Annotated in this window: 14 protein-coding genes; 10 read left to right on the plus strand and 4 right to left on the minus strand. The window is 73.2% G+C overall.

All coding sequences use genetic code 11. The features are described from left to right. The first annotated feature begins 10 nt into the window (after positions 1 to 10). The 3 genes from FHX44_RS35020 to gcl are packed head-to-tail and all read left to right on the plus strand — an operon-like array spanning position 11 to position 3,494. Positions 11 to 832: a hydroxypyruvate isomerase family protein gene (locus FHX44_RS35020; protein ID WP_246170754.1), complete on the plus strand. Its 822-nt coding sequence runs from the start codon at positions 11 to 13 to the stop codon at positions 830 to 832. Beyond that, on the plus strand, positions 829 to 1,728 hold the full coding sequence (locus FHX44_RS35025; protein ID WP_281287934.1) for a 2-hydroxy-3-oxopropionate reductase: 900 nt from the start codon (positions 829 to 831) through the stop codon (positions 1,726 to 1,728). Before FHX44_RS35020 ends, FHX44_RS35025 begins: the two co-directional genes overlap by 4 nt. Beyond that, positions 1,728 to 3,494: a glyoxylate carboligase gene (gcl, locus tag FHX44_RS35030; protein WP_147259692.1), complete on the plus strand. Its 1,767-nt coding sequence runs from the start codon at positions 1,728 to 1,730 to the stop codon at positions 3,492 to 3,494. The genes FHX44_RS35025 and gcl overlap by 1 nt, the downstream gene beginning before the upstream one ends. A gap of 186 nt (positions 3,495 to 3,680) precedes the next feature. On the opposite strand, the gene FHX44_RS35035 is transcribed toward gcl, so the two are convergent. Continuing rightward, a complete protein-coding gene (locus FHX44_RS35035; RefSeq protein ID WP_147259693.1) occupies positions 3,681 to 6,125 on the minus strand; it encodes a putative bifunctional diguanylate cyclase/phosphodiesterase in 2,445 nt (814 codons plus the stop codon). Between the two features lie 124 nt (positions 6,126 to 6,249). After that, positions 6,250 to 7,503 (minus strand): ROK family protein, encoded by a 1,254-nt coding sequence (locus tag FHX44_RS35040; protein WP_147259694.1) that lies wholly within the window; start codon positions 7,501 to 7,503, stop codon positions 6,250 to 6,252. Between the two features lie 132 nt (positions 7,504 to 7,635). Between FHX44_RS35040 and FHX44_RS35045 the strand changes: the two genes are divergently transcribed. The 5 genes from FHX44_RS35045 to FHX44_RS35065 all read left to right on the plus strand — a co-directional run bounded on the left by FHX44_RS35045 (position 7,636) and on the right by FHX44_RS35065 (position 13,639). Beyond that, positions 7,636 to 9,138 (plus strand): sugar ABC transporter ATP-binding protein, encoded by a 1,503-nt coding sequence (locus tag FHX44_RS35045; protein WP_170309161.1) that lies wholly within the window; start codon positions 7,636 to 7,638, stop codon positions 9,136 to 9,138. 150 nt (positions 9,139 to 9,288) lie between these two features. After that, positions 9,289 to 10,338 (plus strand): ABC transporter permease, encoded by a 1,050-nt coding sequence (locus tag FHX44_RS35050; protein ID WP_425469165.1) that lies wholly within the window; start codon positions 9,289 to 9,291, stop codon positions 10,336 to 10,338. Positions 10,339 to 10,386: 48 nt separating this feature from the next. Then, positions 10,387 to 11,451 carry a substrate-binding domain-containing protein gene (locus tag FHX44_RS35055; protein ID WP_147259695.1) on the plus strand — a complete coding sequence of 355 codons (1,065 nt, stop codon included), beginning with the start codon at positions 10,387 to 10,389 and terminating at the stop codon, positions 11,449 to 11,451. Beyond that, entirely contained in the window at positions 11,448 to 12,632 is a 1,185-nt protein-coding gene (locus FHX44_RS35060; RefSeq protein WP_147259696.1) for a Gfo/Idh/MocA family protein, read from the plus strand. Before FHX44_RS35055 ends, FHX44_RS35060 begins: the two co-directional genes overlap by 4 nt. After that, the gene (locus FHX44_RS35065; RefSeq protein WP_147259697.1) at positions 12,632 to 13,639 is read left to right on the plus strand and encodes a sugar phosphate isomerase/epimerase family protein; all 1,008 of its coding nucleotides are present in this window, start codon (positions 12,632 to 12,634) and stop codon (positions 13,637 to 13,639) included. The genes FHX44_RS35060 and FHX44_RS35065 overlap by 1 nt, the downstream gene beginning before the upstream one ends. Positions 13,640 to 13,751: 112 nt before the next feature. Here the strand turns inward: FHX44_RS35065 and FHX44_RS42935 are convergent, their stop codons facing one another. Further along, positions 13,752 to 13,889, minus strand: a complete 138-nt coding sequence (locus FHX44_RS42935) for a hypothetical protein (RefSeq protein ID WP_212612788.1) — start codon at positions 13,887 to 13,889, stop codon at positions 13,752 to 13,754. Between the two features lie 12 nt (positions 13,890 to 13,901). After that, a complete protein-coding gene (locus FHX44_RS35070; RefSeq protein ID WP_212612789.1) occupies positions 13,902 to 14,618 on the minus strand; it encodes a GNAT family N-acetyltransferase in 717 nt (238 codons plus the stop codon). On the opposite strand from FHX44_RS35070, the gene FHX44_RS35075 reads away from it, so the two are divergent. Together FHX44_RS35075 and FHX44_RS35080 are read left to right on the plus strand one after the other, a co-directional pair. Beyond that, on the plus strand, positions 14,611 to 15,612 hold the full coding sequence (locus FHX44_RS35075; RefSeq protein ID WP_212612790.1) for a sensor histidine kinase: 1,002 nt from the start codon (positions 14,611 to 14,613) through the stop codon (positions 15,610 to 15,612). The genes FHX44_RS35070 and FHX44_RS35075 overlap by 8 nt on opposite strands. After that, the gene (locus FHX44_RS35080) at positions 15,609 to 16,385 is read left to right on the plus strand and encodes a LytR/AlgR family response regulator transcription factor (RefSeq protein ID WP_147259699.1); all 777 of its coding nucleotides are present in this window, start codon (positions 15,609 to 15,611) and stop codon (positions 16,383 to 16,385) included. The genes FHX44_RS35075 and FHX44_RS35080 overlap by 4 nt, the downstream gene beginning before the upstream one ends. Positions 16,386 to 16,389: the final 4 nt, after the last annotated feature.

Consider the following 16,389-nt stretch of genomic DNA (forward strand, 5'->3'; position numbering starts at 1 on the left):
ACGAGATGGCATGAAGGTGGCCATGCTGCAACCCACCCGGAGGTACGCACTGGTGCGCTACACCGTCAACTGCTCGATCCTCTTCACCGAGCTGCCCCTGCTCGACCGGCCGGCCGCGGCGAAGGCCGCGGGGTTCGACGCCGTCGAGTTCTGGTGGCCGTTCCCCATCGCTGCGCCGCCCGATGCCGAGGTCGAGCGCTTCGTGGGCGCGATCGAGGACGCCGGCGTGCAGCTCACCGGGCTCAACCTCGCCGCTGGTGACATGCCGAACGGGGACCGCGGGCTGGCGTCGTGGCCGGGGCGGGAGAGCGAGTTCCGCGACAGCATCGACATCGCCGCCGCGATCGGGAAGCGGCTCGGTACGCGGGTGTTCAACGCGCTCTACGGCAACCGCGTCGAGGGCGCCGACCCGCGCGACCAGGACGACCTCGCCGTGCAGAACCTCGCCCGCGCCGCCGCCCTGCTCGACGGGACCGTGGTGCTCGAGCCGCTCTCCGGCGCCGACCGCTACCCGCTGCGCACCGCGGCGGACGCACTGGCCGTGGCCGACCGCCTCAACGTCCCGAACGTCGCGCTGCTGGCCGATCTGTACCACCTCACCGTCAACGGCGACGACGTCGCCGCGGTGATCCGCGACCACGCCGCCCGGATCGGGCACGTCCAGATCGCCGACGCGCCCGGCCGCCACGAGCCCGGCACCGGCGAGATCCCCTTCGACGCGCACCTCTCCGCCCTCACCGCGGCCGGCTACACCGGCTGGATCGGGCTGGAGTACGTACCGTCCAGCGGCAGCGACCACGCCTTCGACTGGCTCCAGGAGGAACAGCAGTGACCACCAACGACGCGACGACCATCGCGTTCATCGGGCTCGGCATCATGGGCGCCCCCATGGCCGGCCACCTGATCGACGCCGGCCACGACGTGGTGGGCTACAACCGATCCCGCCCCGCCGTGGACCGCCTCGTCGAGCGCGGCGGCCGGGCCGCGAGCAGTGTGGCCGACGCGGTGCGCGACGCCGAGGTCGTGATCACGATGGTGCCGGACAGCCCGGACGTCGAGGACGTGTCGCTCGGCGCCGACGGGATCTACGCCACCGCGAAGCCCGGCACCCTGCACATCGACTGTTCCACGATCCGCCCCGACGTCGCCCGCGCGATCGCATCGGCGGGGAACGAGCGCGGCATCCGCGTCGTCGACGCGCCCGTGAGCGGCGGGGAGGCGGGCGCGAAGGAAGGCTCGCTGTCGATCATGGTCGGCGGCGCGGCCGAGGACGTGGAGGCGGCGCGGCCGTACCTCGACGTGGTGGGCGGCACCGTCGTGCACGTCGGCCCCGCAGGCGCGGGCCAGACGGTGAAGGCGGCCAACCAGCTGATCGTCGCCGGCAACATCCAGCTGCTCGCCGAGGCGCTCGTGTTCCTCGAGGCGCACGGCGTCGACACCGAGGCCGCCACCACGGTGCTCGGCGGCGGCCTGGCCGGCAGCACGGTGCTGCAGCGCAAGGCCGCCGGCATGCGCGCGCGCGAGTTCGCGCCCGGCTTCCGGATCGACCTGCACCACAAGGACCTGGGCATCGTCACCGCCGCCGCCCGCGAGGCCGGCGTGACGATCCCGCTCGGGGCGCACGTCGCCCAGCTCGTGGGGGCGCTGCGGGCCATGGGGCACGGCGACCTCGACCACAGCGCGCTGCTCCTGCTCGTCGAGAGGCTGTCCGGGAGGGGTGGCACCTGATGGAACGGATGCGCGCCGTCGACGCCGCCGTCGCGATCCTGCGCCGTGAGGGCGTGTCGCACCTGTTCGGAGTGCCGGGTGCGGCGATCAACCCGTTCTACGACGCCGTCCGCCGTGACGGCTCCCTCCAGCACGTGCTCGCCCGTCACGTCGAGGGCGCCGCGCACATGGCCGACGGCTACAGCCGCACGGCGGCCGGGAACATCGGCGTCTGCGTCGGCACGTCCGGCCCGGCCGGCACCGACATGGTCACCGGGCTCTACGCCGCGGCGGCCGACTCGGTGCCCCTGCTCGCGATCACCGGCCAGGCGCCGGTGGCGCGGTTGCACAAGGAGGACTTCCAGGCCGTCGACATCGCCGCCATCGCCGCGCCCGTCACCAGGTGGGCGGTGACGGTGCGCGAGCCCGGTCAGGTGCCGGGCGCGTTCTCCCAGGCCTTCCACCTGATGCGCTCCGGCCGTCCCGGCCCGGTGCTGATCGACCTGCCGCTCGACGTCCAGCAGGCCGAGATCGCCTTCGACATCGACACCTACGCCCCGCTGCCGGTGCACCGGCCCGCCGCCACCAGGGCGCAGGCCGAGAAGGTCCTGGAACTGCTGGCGGGCGCGGAGCGGCCGATCATCGTCGCGGGCGGCGGGATCGTCGGCGCGGATGCCTGCGCGGAGCTCGTCGAGCTGGCCGAGCTGCTCGACGTGCCGGTCGTGCCCACGCTCATGTGCTGGGGCGCCATCCCGGACGACCATCCGCTGATGGCCGGCATGGCCGGGCTGCAGACGTCCCACCGGTACGGCAACGCCACCCTGCTCGCGTCCGACGTCGTGCTCGGCATCGGCAACCGGTGGGCCAACCGGCACACCGGCGGCCTCGACGTCTACCGCGCAGGCCGCACGTTCGTGCACGTCGACATCGAGCCGACGCAGGTCGGGCGGGTGTTCGCGCCCGACTACGGCGTGGTGTCCGACGCGGGCGCCTTCCTGCGGGAGATGCTCGCCGCCGCCCGCGGGCGGACGCAGCCGGACCGCACCGCGTGGGTGCGCGAGTGCGCCCGCCGCAAGGGCACGATGCAGCGCCGCACCCACTTCGACGACATGCCGATCAAGCCGCAGCGCGTGTACGAGGAGTGCAACCGGGCGTTCGGGCCCGACACCCGCTACGTCACCACCATCGGGCTCTCCCAGATCGCGGCCGCGCAGTTCCTGCACGTCCAGCGACCCCGGCACTGGATCAACGCCGGGCAGGCCGGCCCGCTGGGCTGGACCGCCCCTGCCGCGCTCGGCGTCCGCGCCGCCGACCCGGACGCGTTCGTCGTGGCCGTCTCCGGCGACTACGACTTCCAGTTCATGATCGAGGAGCTCGCGGTCGGGGCGCAGTTCAACCTGCCCTACCTGCACCTCGTGCTGAACAACTCCTACCTCGGGCTGATCCGCCAGTCCCAGCGCGCATTCGACATGGACTACTGCGTGCAGCTGGGCTTCGACAACGTCAACGCGCCCGGGCTGGGCAAGTACGGCGTCGACCACGTCGCGGTGGCCGAGGGCCTGGGCTGCAAGGCCCTGCGCGTGACCGATCCCCGCGAGCTCGCAGGCGCCTTCGCCACGGCCCGGCAGCTGATGGCGGTGCACCGGGTGCCGGTGGTGGTCGAGGTGATCTGCGAACGGGTCACGAACATCGCCATGGGCACCGAGATCGACGCGGTGCAGGAGTTCGAGGAGCTGGCGACCACCCGCGCCCACGCCCCGACGGCAACCATCCCGCTGCCGGCCTGAGCGACCGACTCGCCGCGCGCGGGCGTCGGACTCGCCGTGCTGGAACGTCGGACTCGCCGTGCTGGAACGTCGGACTCGCCGTGTCAGGACGTCGGACTCGCGCGAGTCTTGCGTTCGGGCGCGGTGAGTCTTGCGTTCGGGCGCGGTGAGTCTTGCGTTCGGACGCGGTGAGTCATGCGTTCGTGATCAGCCTGGTTCGGAGGCGGGGCGGAACCAGCGGCCGGCGGCCAGCCGGGTGTCGCTCGTGCGCATGCCGCGCAGGTGGGGAGCGAGGATCGGGAGGTCGGCGAGCACGGCGGGGGTGAGTTGCGCGCCCGTGGCGGGGCGGGCGACGAAGTGGCCCTGCACCAGGTCGCAGCCCTGGCGGCGCAGCTCGTGCAGCTGCCCCGCCCGCTCGACGCCCTCCGCGACCGTCCGCAGGCCCAGGTGGCGGGCGAGGTCGAGCAGACCGCGCAGGAACCACCGCTGCTGCTCGTCGTGGTCGATGTGCGCCACGAAGGACTGGTCGATCTTCACGGTGTCCACGGGCGTGCGGGCGAGCCGGGACAGCGTGGAGTAGCCGGTGCCGAAGTCGTCGAGCGCGATCCGGACGCCGAGCCCGCGCAGCCGGTGCATCACGTCGACGGCGTTGGCCGGCCGGTTGTTCACGGCCGTCTCGGTCATCTCCAGCGCGAGCTGGCCGGGGGAGATGCCGTAGCGCCGCAGGACCCCCGCCACGCGGTCCGGCAGCCCGCTGTCGCCGAACTCGGTGGGGTCGACGTTCACCGCGATCCGCAGGCGCCGGTGTGCGAGCCCGGCGTTCCACAGGCCGAGCTGGGCGCAGCCCTGCTCCAGCATGAGCGCGGTCAGCTGGCCGGACAGGCCCGCGGCGGTGCACGCCGGGATGAACGTGGCCGGCGGGATCGGCTCGCCCTCGTGCGTCCAGCGGGCGAGCACCTCCATGGCGGCGATCCGCCCGGACACCGGGTCCACGACCGGCTGGTAGATCGCCTGCACGTCTCCGCGGTGCAGGGCGTCGGCGAACGCCTCGGGCAGCGGCGGGCGCACCCGGCGCACGGCGTGCCGTCCGTTCCGGTCGGTCGGCTCCCCGTCGAGCGCGGCGGTGTGGGCGGCCACGTCCCCCTTGCCGGACGCCTTCACCGCGTACATCGCGACGTCGGCGCGGTGCAGCAGGGTGGCTGCGCGGGTGGCGGCGTCGGTGCCGGTGTCCTGCCCGGCCTCGACGGTGGCCACGCCGATGCTCGCCGACACCGCCACCGAGCGGCCGTGCACGTGGAACGGGTCGCGCAGGGTGCCGAGCAGGCGCCGGGCGGCGGTCGTCGCGTCGTCGCCCTGCTCGACGAGCACCGCGAACTCGTCGCCGCCGAGGCGGGCGAGGGTGTCGGCGCTGCGCAGCGCTCCGCGCAGGCGGCCGGCCACGCCGACGAGGAGGGCATCGCCCGCCGCGTGCCCGAGGGTGTCGTTGACGGCCTTGAAGCCGTCCAGGTCGACGAAGGCCACGGAGACCGGCTGGCGGGTGCGCTCGGCCCGGTCGAGGGCGTGTTCGAGCCGGTCGAGGAACAGCGCCCGGTTGGCGAGGCCGGTGAGCGGGTCGTGGAACGCGAGGTGGTGCAGCTGCACCTCGCGTTGCTGGATGGCGCGGGTGAGCTCCTGGTTCTCCCGCATGGTGACGTACTGGCGCGCGAGCACGAGCAGCACCAGCGCCGCGATGCAGATGACCTCCACGCCGTCGAGGCCCGCACCGCCCGTGGCTTCCAGGGCGACGAGCACGGCGGCGGCCGCGAGCGGGAGGTAGGGGAGGAGCCCGGCGCGGACCGACTCACGCGGCGCCGGGGCGGTGTGCAGCTCCGCGTGGGGTCCGCCGCGCACGAGCGTGCCGGCGATGCCGAGCAGGCAGAACGCGATCCGCCATCCCCACTCGACGGCCGAGCCGGTGACGTAGCTGCCCACCGTGATCTGGTAGGCGAACGTCGCGTCGGACGCGGCCATCGCGAGTACGCCTGCGCCGAGCAGCCCCCAGCGCAGGGGCGCGTCCCGGGTCTGGGCGAGGGTCAGGACGGTGACGGTCAGCAGCACGGCGTCCGCCACGGGGTAGGCGACCGCCACGGCGGCGTGCAGCAGCGAGTCGCCGGAGCTGCCGATCACGCGGTCCAGCACCGTCACCCACGCGACCAGTCCCACGGCACAGCCGACGAGGAGCGCGTCGAGGACGCGGCGCGGCGTGGCGAGGCCGGAGCCGGGCGGGGCGAGGAAGGCCAGCCCCACCAGCGCCGCCGCGGGAAAGCCCAGGTAGCCGATGTCGGCGAGGGACGGGTAGGGCGCGGCGATGTCCAGCACGTTCTCGTACAGGGTCCACGCCGCCTGGCCCGCCGCCCAGAACCAGCACGCGACGGCGAGCGCTGCCCACCCGCGGCTGATCCGCCCTCCGGTCCGGCGGGCCGCGCCCATGCAGCCCAACCCACCCCCGATGGCGAGGAGGAGCACGCCGAGGTTGGCCACCGTCTGCCGCGCGGTCCCGTCGAGCACGGCGCCGAGCCCACCGAGCGCCAGCAGCGCCACCGCGGCGGCCGCGGCGGCGGCCGTGCCGCGAGGGCGGTCCGCAGCGCGCAGCAGGCTCGTCGTGAGGCTCATCGACGTCCGTTCCGTCCGGATCTCCTGACCAGTGAAGATGCCCAGTGAATCCGGCCCGCTGCGACGCGCGTCACCGGGGTCCCCTTATTCACCCGATCCCGTGATGTCCGACGGGTGGCGGGGGTCACGCGCGCTGGGCGAGGAGCAGGCCGATGGACTCCGTCGACAGTGCGCGTTCGATGCCCAGCACGGCGGCGCCCGCGAGCCCGGCGTACTCGCCGAGGACGCTGTTGGTGAGCACCAGGTTGCGGGTGGCGAGCGGCAGGGCCCGCTGGTAGGCGACGCTGCGCACGCCGGCGAGCAGCTCGTCGCTCGCGGCCGACAGGCCGCCACCGATCGTCACGCGCGCCGGGTTGTAGAAGTGCACCAGCGTGGCGACGAGCTCGCCGATCAGCGCGGCGGCCTCGCGCACGGCCGCCACCGCGCCTGCGTCGCCGTGAGCGAGCAGGGCGCGCACCTCCGCGGTGGGGATCGGCCGGCCCTGCGTGCCGAGCCGGCGCGCGATGGCGCCTGCCGACGCCACCGCCTCGATGCAGCCCACGTTCCCGCAGACGCACGGTTCGTCCGGGGCGCCGCGCACGCGGACGTGCCCGATGTCGCCCGCCGCGCCGTCGGCGCCGTGGTGAAGCGTCCCTTCCCGGCTCACCAGGCCTCCGCCGATGCCGGTGCCGACCTTGACGAAGAGGAGCGGGACCTGGTCGGCGGGCAGGGCCCGTGCCTCGCCGAGCGCGCGGAGGTTGACGTCGTTCTCCAGCACGGCGGGGCAGCCGAAGGTCTGCGAGAGCCGCGCGGCCACGGGGTAGGCGTGCCATCCGGGCATGATCGGCGGGCGGACGGGGACGCCCCGGGTGCCGTCCACCGGACCGGGCAGGCCGATCACGACCGCGCGTACCGGGACTCCCGCCGGCACGGTCTCCCGCAGGTGGGTGAGCTGCGTCTCCACCGTTCGGAGTACCACGTCGGGGCCGTCGTCCATGTGGACGTCCACCTCGGTGCGCGCGAGCATCCGCTGGCTCAGGTCGACGACCGCGAGGTGCGCGCTGCTCGCGCCGACGTCGGCGAGCAGCACGTGGCCGCCGCGCGGGGAGAGCGCGAGCCGGTCGGCCGGCCGTCCGCGGCCGACGGTCGGACGGGTCCCGTCGATCTGCAACAGCCCACGGGCGAGCAGCTCGTCGACGGCCGTGCTGACGGTGGTGCGCGCCAACCGGGCCGCCGGCACGAGGTCGGCCTTGCTCAGCGCGGCGCCGGAGGCGACCAGCCGGGCCACCGTGCTCAGCGTGAGGGCGGTGTCGGTCCGGCCGGAGAGCGGCGGCGTGGCGAGCCGCAGCGGCGGAAGCGGCGCCTGGGGAGACGGTGCCGGTGGGGATCTATGCAGCATCACGGTCCGATATCGACGGAAATCTGACGGAAAGTCACATTATTCCGTCGTTGTACGGCACTGGTCAATGCTCCTAGGTTCCTCGGGCGGGGGGAGCTCACCCGAAGCAGTGAGGACGACAGTGGTGTCGAGATGACTGGAGAGCCGCTGCTCGCGATGCGCGGCATCGTGAAGCAGTTCCCGGGGGTGCGCGCGCTCGACGGCGTCGACCTGGACGTCGCCGCGGGCGAGGTGCACTGCCTGCTGGGCCAGAACGGCGCGGGCAAGTCCACGCTGATCAAGGTGCTGGCCGGGGCGCACACGCCGGACGCGGGCGAGATCGTCTGGGAAGGCCGGCAGGTGGCGTTCGCGGCGCCGCAGGCCGCCGACGCCGCCGGTATCGCAACCATCTACCAGGAGTTGGACCTGGTGCCGGGCCTGTCGGTCGCGGAGAACATCGTCCTCGGGCACGAGCCGTCGCGGATGGGGTTCAGCCGGCTGCGCGCCGCCGAGGACATCGCCCGGAAGCTCCTCTCCCGGCTGGGGCACCCCGAGATCCCGCCGCGGCGCGAGCTGGGCCGGCTCTCGGCGGCGGGCCAGCAGGTGGTGAGCATGGCGAGGGCCCTTGCCCGCGACGCCCGGCTGATCGTGATGGACGAGCCGTCGGCGGTTCTGGACCCCGAGGAGGTCCAGAACCTGTTCCGGGTGATCCGCGAGCTCACCGCCGACGGCGTCGCGGTCGTCTACATCTCCCACCGGCTCGAGGAGATCCGCGAGATCGGCGACCGGGTCACCGTGCTCAAGGACGGCCGCACCGTCGCCCGCAACCTGCCGGCGCGCGACACCCCGACCGCCGACGTCATCCGGCTGATGACCGGCCGCACCATCGAGTACGTCTTCCCGGAGCGCAACCTGCCCTCCGACGAGGTCGTGCTGGAGGTCGAGGGGCTCTCGCGCACCGGTGAGTTCGCGGACGTCTCGTTCACGGTGCGGGCCGGCGAGGTCGTGGGGCTCGCCGGGCTCGTCGGATCGGGGCGCTCGGAGATCCTGGAGACCGTCTACGGGGCGCGCAAGGCCACCGCCGGCACCGTGCGCGTGCGTGGGCGCGTCCTCCGGCCCGGGTCGGTGCCGGGTGCGGTCCGCGCCGGGATGGGCCTCGCTCCGGAGGAGCGCAAGAGCCAGGGTCTGCTGCTCGCCGAGCCGGTGTTCCGCAACGTCTCGCTGCCCGGGATGGCCCGCTACGCCCGCGGCGGGTTCCTCGGCCCTCAGGCCGACCTGGACGCGGCGGCGGACGTCACCGGTCAGCTCGACGTGCGGCCGGCGGACGCCACCCGGCCGGTCCGCACGCTGTCGGGCGGCAACCAGCAGAAGGTCGTGCTCGCGCGCTGGCTGCTGCAGGGCTGCACGGTGCTGCTGCTGGACGAGCCCACGCGCGGCGTGGACGTCGGGGCCCGCAGCGAGATCTACGCGCTGGTCCACCGGCTCGCCGCGGAGGGGGCGGCGATCGTGCTGGTGTCCAGCGAGGTGCCGGAGGTGCTCGGGCTCGCACACCGCGTGCTCGTCGTCCGGGAGGGCAGGGTGGTCCACGAGGCGCCGGGCGACGAGCTCGACGAGGCGAGGGTGCTCGACCTCGTGATGGAAGGGAGCAGGACGTGACCGAGCTTGCGAGGTCACCATCAGACACAGCACCGCCGGGCACGGTGCCGACGAGCGTCAGCGAGGAGGCTCCGTGACCGAGCTTGCGAGGTCACCGATCGGCACAGCAGCGGCGCGCACGGCGCCGACGAGGGTCAGCGAGGAGGCGCCGTGAGCGAGCGGACCACGGGACAGACCGCCGTGCCGGCCGCCGACGAGCACGCGCGCGTCGAGAAGGCCGCCCGCGAGGCGGAGCCTGCCGCGTCGTCGTGGAGCCGGGTGCTCGACAGCGGGGCGGGGCGCAACCTCGGCCTCGTCGCCGTGCTTGTGCTGCTGGCCATCGTCGGTGTCGTCACCACCGACACGTTCCTGACCACGGCGAACCTGCTGACCGTCCTGACCCAGGCGTCGATCATCGGCGTGCTCACCGTCGGCGTGACGTTCGTGATCATCGGTGGTGGCATCGACCTGTCGGTCGGCAAGGTGATGGCGCTGGCCTCGGTGTGGGCCACCACCGTCGCGACCCAGTCCTACGGGCCCGTGGTGATGGTGCTCTGCGCCCTCGCGGTCGGCCTGGGCGCCGGGCTGGTCAACGGCCTGCTCATCGCGTACGGCCGGATCGTGCCGTTCATCGTCACCCTGGCCATGCTGATCTCCGCGCAGGGCCTGGCCGAGCGGATCTCGGGGCGGCGCAGCCAGATCGTCACCGATCCGGTGATCGCCGGCATCGCCAACACCCGGCTGCTCGGCATCCCGCTGCTGGTCTACATCTTCGCCGCGGTGGTGGGCGTCGGGTGGGTGGTGCTCAACCGCACCACGTTCGGCCGCCGCACCTTCGCCATCGGCGGCAACCCCGAGGCGGCGCGCCTGGCCGGCCTCGACGTGAAGCGGCACACGATCGGCCTCTACATGGTGTCCGGCCTGTGCTGCGGGATCGCCGCGATCATGATCGCATCGCTCACCACGACCGGGTCGAGCACCCACGGCACGCTCTACGAGCTGGACGCGATCGCCGCGGTGATCATCGGCGGCACGCTGCTCTCCGGCGGCCGCGGCACGCTGATCGGCTCGATCCTCGGCGTGCTCGTGTTCACGACGATCACGAACCTGTTCGTGCTCAACAACCTCGCCACCGAGGTCCAGAACATCGCGAAGGGCGCGATCATCGTCGTCGCCGTGCTGATCCAGGCCCGCGCGCAGCGCTCGTCGTCCACCGCCTGACTTCGGCTGGCTGAGTTCCGGCTGGTTGTTTCCACTGGAGGGATGAACATGTCCGACCCCACCCGGGGCCTGCACCGTCGCAGGTTCCTCACCGGCGCGCTCGGCGTCGGCGCCGGCGCGGCGCTCACCGCGTGCACGAGCAACGAGCCCGCCGGCGGGGGTGGCGGCCCCGCGGTCGCACCCGCACCCGCCGCGGGGGGCTCCGAGCCCGGCACGCCGGTCACCATCGGGTTCTCCGCTCCGGCGGCCGACCACGGCTGGATCGCGGCGATCGCGCAGAACGCGCAGGCACAGGCGGAGCAGTTCCCGGACGTCACGTTCGAGGCGGTCAACCCGACCAACGACATCGCCCAGCAGATCGCGGCCGTCGAGACGCTGATCAACCGCGGTGTGGACGCGCTCGTGATCCTGCCCAACGACGGCAGCCAGCTCACCCGCGTGGGGCGGCAGGCGATGGACGCCGGCGTCGCCGTGATCAACCTGGACCGGATCTTCGACTCGCCGCTCGCGTACCGCACCTGGATCGGCGGCGACAACTACGGCATGGGCGTGAGCGCGGGCCACTACATCGGCACCCGGCTGCGCGAGGCCGGTGTGGCCAACCCGATCATCGCCGAGATCGCAGGCATCGACAGCCTGCCGCTCACCCAGGAGCGCAGCCGCGGGTTCGCCGAAGCGCTGGCCACCTACGGCTTCGCCGTGGGCCCGCGCCAGGCCGCCGACTTCACCGCCCAGGGCGGCCAGGAGGTCACCGCGAACCTGCTGCAGGCATCCCCCCGGCTGGACGCCGTGTGGAACCACGACGACGACCAGGGCATCGGCGTGCTCGCCGCGATCAACCAGGCGGGCCGCAACGAGTTCTTCATGGTCGGCGGCGCCGGATCGGCCAACGCGATGCGCGAGATCCAGGCCGACACCGGCGTGCTCAAGGCCACGGTGACCTACAGCCCGTCGATGGCGTCGTCGGCCGTTGCGCTCGCCAGGCTCGTGGCGCAGGGTCGGGGCATGAGCGATCTGGCCGAACAGGAGGTGCCGGCGTCGATCACGCTGGCGTCGGCGACCATCACGAAGGAGAACGTGGCGAACTACCTGCCCCTCGGGTTCGAGTCATGAGCGATGGCAAGGCGATGCTCGGCGTCGGGATGATCGGCTACGCCTTCATGGGCGCGGCCCACTCGCAGGCCTGGCGCACGGCGGGGCGGTTCTTCGATCTCCCGCTGCAGCCCGACATGGCGGTGCTCTGCGGCCGCACCGCCGACGCCACCGCCGCGGCGGCCCAGCGCATGGGCTGGCGGCACACGGAGACCGACTGGAAGGCGCTGCTCGGCCGCGACGACGTGCAGCTGATCGACGTCTGCACGCCGGGCGACACGCACGCCGAGATCGCGATCGCCGCGCTGGAGGCCGGCAAGCACGTGCTGTGCGAGAAGCCGCTCGCCAACACCGTCGACGAGGCCAAGGCCATGGTCGCGGCCGCCGAGGCGGCCAAGGCCAAGGGCGTGCGCAGCATGGTGGCTTTCAACTACCGTCGGGTGCCCGCGGTGGCGCTCGCGCGGCGGTTGGTGGAGCAGGGCCGGATCGGCGAGATCCGCCACGTCCGCGCGGTGTACCTGCAGGACTGGATCGTCGACCCGGAGTTCCCCCTGGTCTGGCGGCTGCAGAAGGACAAGGCCGGCTCGGGCGCACTGGGCGACATCGGGGCGCACATCGTCGACATGGCGCAGTTCGTCACCGGCGACCGCCTCACCGGGGTCTCCGCGCTCACCGAGACCTTCATCAAGGAGCGGCCGCTGCCGGAGGCGTCCAGCGGGCTGTCGGCGTCCGGGTCCAGTGAGCGGGGCGAGGTCACCGTCGACGACACGGCGTTGTTCATCGGCCGCTTCGGCGGAGGGGCCGTGGCGTCCTTCGAGGCCACGCGGTTCGCCACGGGCCGCAAGAACGCGCTGCGGCTGGAGATCAACGGGAGCGCCGGTTCGCTCGCGTTCGACTTCGAGTCGATGAACGAGCTGTCGTTCTACGACGCAGGAGAGGACGCCGACACCGCGGGCTTCCGCCGGATCTACGTGACCGAGCCGACCCACCCGTACGCGGGCGCGTGGTGGCCGCCGGGCCACGGGCTCGGCTACGAGCACTCGTTCACCCACGAGATCGTGGACCTGGTCCGCGACCTCGCCGCGGGCACCGACCCGACCCCGTCGTTCGCCGACGGGCTGCAGGTCCAGCAGGTGCTGGACGCAGTGGCCCGCTCGGCCGAGTCCGGCAGCCGCTGGGAACAGATCGCAGGAGAGGACTGATGACGCGACCGATCACGCTGTTCACCGGCCAGTGGGCCGACCTGCCGTTCGAGGAGGTCGCCCGGCTCGCGGGGGAGTGGGGCTACGACGGGCTGGAGATCGCCTGCTGGGGCGACCACTTCGACGTCCGGGCCGCGGTCGAGGACGACTCCTACATCGCGGGCCGCCGGGAGATCCTCGAGAAGCACGGCCTGCAGGTCTTCGCGATCTCCAACCACCTGAACGGCCAGGCCGTCTGCGACGACCCGATCGACGAGCGGCACCGCGCCATCGTGCACCCGCGCGTCTGGGGCGACGGCGACCCCGAGGGCGTGCGCCAGCGGGCAGCGGAGGAGATGAAGTACACCGCCCGCGCCGCCGCGAAGCTCGGCGTGAACACGGTCATCGGGTTCACCGGGTCGAAGATCTGGAAGACCGTGGCGATGTTCCCGCCGGTGCCCGAGTCGATGATCGAGGACGGCTACCGCGACTTCGCCGAGCGCTGGAACCCGATCCTCGACGTGTTCGACGAGGTGGGCGTCCGGTTCGCGCACGAGGTCCACCCCTCGGAGATCGCCTACGACTACTGGACGACGGTGCGCGCACTGGAGGCGGTCGGGCACCGGGAGGCGTTCGGGCTGAACTGGGACCCGAGCCACTTCGTCTGGCAGGACCTCGACCCGGTCGGGTTCCTCTGGGACTTCAAGGACCGGATCTACCACGTCGACTGCAAGGACGCGAAGCGCCAGGTCGGCAACGGCCGCAACGGCCGGATGGGCAGCCACCTCCCGTGGGCCGACCCGCGGCGCGGCTGGGACTTCGTCTCCACCGGCCACGGCGACGTGCCGTGGGAGGCGTGCTTCCGGATGCTCAACACGATCGGCTACGACGGCCCCATCTCGGTCGAGTGGGAGGACGCCGGCATGGACCGCCTCGTCGGCGCCCCGGACGCGCTGGCCTTCGTGAAGCGCACGGCGTTCGACCCGCCCTCGGCGGCGTTCGACTCGGCGTTCAGCAGCGGCTCGTAACCGCTCTCCCGATTGCGGCAGGGCCACTTTCATGCCATCACGTGGCGTGAGGGTGGCTTTGCCGCAACGCCGGGGTCTCCGGGCGTCCACCCGAAATCGGTGTGTGGGGTGTTCAGCGGCGCCAGTGGGCGCCGGCCACGGAGGCGGCGATCGCCCGGCGCAGGCGTTCGGCCACCGGGTCGACGTGGTCGATGTCGGCCCAGATCCTGCACAGGTCCGGCCGTGTGCACGGACCCCCCACGATGTGCACGGCCCGGGTCGCTCACACGCTGTCGCGCGAGAGGTCGGCCACGTAGAGCGCGAACGGGGCGTCCGGGTGCACGCCCGGCCACCCGGCGACCAGTCCCGGCAGGCGGATCTCGCGGTCGTAGCGCATGCCGAGGCGTTCCATCACCGCCCGGGAGCGGCGGTTGTGCACCTCGGTGAACGCCACGACCTCGGTGGCCCCCAGCACGTCCGCGGCGAAGCGCAGGGCCTCGGCCCCGATCTCCGTGGCGTAGCCGCGCCCCCAGAGCGGCGTGCGCACGGCCCAGCCCACTTCGAGGCGGGGCTCGCCGTCGAGCTCGGTTCGGGACATCCCGCCCCGGCCGACCAGCTCGCCGGTGACGCGGTCGTGGGCGATCCACTTGTGCACGCCGTCGATCCGCCACCGCTCTCCCACGTGGGCGGCGAGCTCCCGCGCCGCGTCCCGCGAGAGGGCGGGGCCGGACCACTCCGCGATTCCCGGGTCCTGGTAGAGCTGGTAGAGCTCCTCGGCATGGGCGGGCCCGATGGGCGTGAGCCGGAGCCGATCGGTGAGCCGTTGCAGCGGACCTCCCGATGTCCGATGTGGATGTTCTTGGCTCCGGCGCCGCGTTGACCTAACGTCATCCTGTTCGGCGACGAAGGCGGCGATGGTTGCAGTGGACGAGGGTGCCGCGCCAGAGAATTCCCGCCGCCGGTGGCGCCGGGGACGGGGCGGGACGGAGACGATGGCCACCCTGGCGGAGGCCAGGCGGGTCGCGGCTGCGGTGCGTGGCGGGCTCGGTGGACCCGACGCGTTCGGGGCGGCGCGCGCACTGCGCAGGCTCCTCGACGCCGACGCCGTGGGGATCGGCGGCCTGCACGGGGCGCTGGTGTGGTCCGGACGAGCGCCGGACGACGCCGACGCCCTCGCCGATGCCGTGTTGAGCAGCGACTCCCGCACGGGCGCCCGCGGGATCGTCGCGCTGCCCGTGCACGCCCGCGACGAGCTGGCCGGCGTGCTGGTCGTGGCGGGGCAGGTGGCGCTCGCCGCCGCACGCGAGGCGGCGCTCTGGCTCGGCGAGGCCCTCGAACGGGCCCGGCTGGAGGAGACCGCGGTCGTGGCCGAGCAGGCCGAGCTGCGAGCGTTGCGTGCGGAGATCTCACCGCACTTCGTCTACAACAGCCTCACCGCGATCGCCTCGTTCGTGAAGTCCGACCCGGAGCGGGCCCGCGACCTCATGCTCGACTTCGCCGAGTACACCCGCCACAGCCTGGCCCGGCACGGCGACTACACCACCGTGTCGGGCGAGTTCCAGGCGATCGAGGCCTACCTGGCCCTGGCCAGGGCGGTGCTGGGGGAGCGGCTGAAGGTGCAGGTGCGCATCGCCCCGGAGATCCTGCCCGTCGCGCTGCCCTACCTCGCGCTCCAGCCGCTGGTGGAGAACGCCGTCCGCCACGGCGTCGAGCTGCCGGGTGGCAGCGGCCTCGTGCAGGTCAGCGGCGAGGCCGACGGCACCGAGTGCGTGATCGCCGTGGAGGATGACGGTCCGGGCATGGAACCGGAGTACGCGGCCGCGGTGCTCGCCGGTCAGGGCTCCCCGGGCAGCATGGGCCTGGTGAACGTCGATCGGCGGCTGCGCACCGTGTTCGGACCCGGCTACGGTCTCGTGATCGAGACGGAGAAGGGTGCTGGCACCCGGGTGCTGCTCCGGCTGCCGCGGTTCCAACCAGGGGTGGTGGCTTCATGACCCGCCGCATGCGGGTGCTCGCGGTCGACGACGTCGCGCCGGCGCTCGCCGAGCTCAGCCGGCTGCTGCGCGAGTCGCCCGACGTCGGGGAGGTGGCGGAGGCGGGCGACCCGATCACGGCGCTCCGGCTGATCCAGGCCGGCCCGCTCGACGCCGTGTTCCTGGACATCTCGATGCCCGGGATGAACGGCCTCGAGCTCGCATCGCTGCTCGCCCGGATGACGGACCCACCTGTGGTCGTGTTCGTCACCGCGTACGAGGAGCACGCGGCCTCGGCGTACGGGATCGGCGCGGTGGACTACCTGCTCAAGCCGGTGAGCGCGGAACGGCTCGCCGCCGCGCTCGCACGGGTGCGGCGGTTCGGCGCCGCGGAGACCGCGCCTGCGCCCACCCCCGTCGACGCGCTCCCCGCCGTGCCGGTCGAGCTCGCCGGGCGCACCCGCTTCGTGCGCCGCGACGACGTCCGCTTCGTCGAGGCGCACGGCGACTACGTGCGGCTGCACACCCCTTCCGGCGCACACCTCGTGCGCATCCCCATCTCCCGGCTCGAGGAGCACTGGCAGCACGCGGGCTTCAGCCGGGTGCACCGCAGCTACCTGCTCGCCGTACCGGCCGTCCGGGAGCTGCGCAGCGACCTGTCCGGCGGGCTGCTGGCCCACACCGACGTCGGCGACGTACCCGTGAGCCGCAGGCACGCCCGCGAGCTGCGCGAGCAGCTCCTCGAAGCCGCCACGAGGGGCGCGTTCGAACCGCCCGACCAGCGGACCCGATGAAGCA

This window comes from Pseudonocardia hierapolitana (assembly GCF_007994075.1).
Classification (GTDB): Bacteria; Actinomycetota; Actinomycetes; order Mycobacteriales; family Pseudonocardiaceae; genus Pseudonocardia; species Pseudonocardia hierapolitana.

Coding starts and splice junctions, on each gene's coding strand:
- FHX44_RS35040 (WP_147259694.1), bottom strand. CDS start 7,503: ATGCTGCATAGATCCCCACCGGCACCGTCTCCCCAGGCGCCGCTTCCG.
- FHX44_RS35045 (WP_170309161.1), top strand. CDS start 7,636: ATGACTGGAGAGCCGCTGCTCGCGATGCGCGGCATCGTGAAGCAGTTC.
- FHX44_RS35075 (WP_212612790.1), top strand. CDS start 14,611: ATGGCCACCCTGGCGGAGGCCAGGCGGGTCGCGGCTGCGGTGCGTGGC.
- FHX44_RS35060 (WP_147259696.1), top strand. CDS start 11,448: ATGAGCGATGGCAAGGCGATGCTCGGCGTCGGGATGATCGGCTACGCC.
- FHX44_RS35055 (WP_147259695.1), top strand. CDS start 10,387: ATGTCCGACCCCACCCGGGGCCTGCACCGTCGCAGGTTCCTCACCGGC.
- gcl (WP_147259692.1), top strand. CDS start 1,728: ATGGAACGGATGCGCGCCGTCGACGCCGCCGTCGCGATCCTGCGCCGT.
- FHX44_RS35035 (WP_147259693.1), bottom strand. CDS start 6,125: ATGAGCCTCACGACGAGCCTGCTGCGCGCTGCGGACCGCCCTCGCGGC.
- FHX44_RS35065 (WP_147259697.1), top strand. CDS start 12,632: ATGACGCGACCGATCACGCTGTTCACCGGCCAGTGGGCCGACCTGCCG.
- FHX44_RS35080 (WP_147259699.1), top strand. CDS start 15,609: ATGACCCGCCGCATGCGGGTGCTCGCGGTCGACGACGTCGCGCCGGCG.
- FHX44_RS35020 (WP_246170754.1), top strand. CDS start 11: ATGAAGGTGGCCATGCTGCAACCCACCCGGAGGTACGCACTGGTGCGC.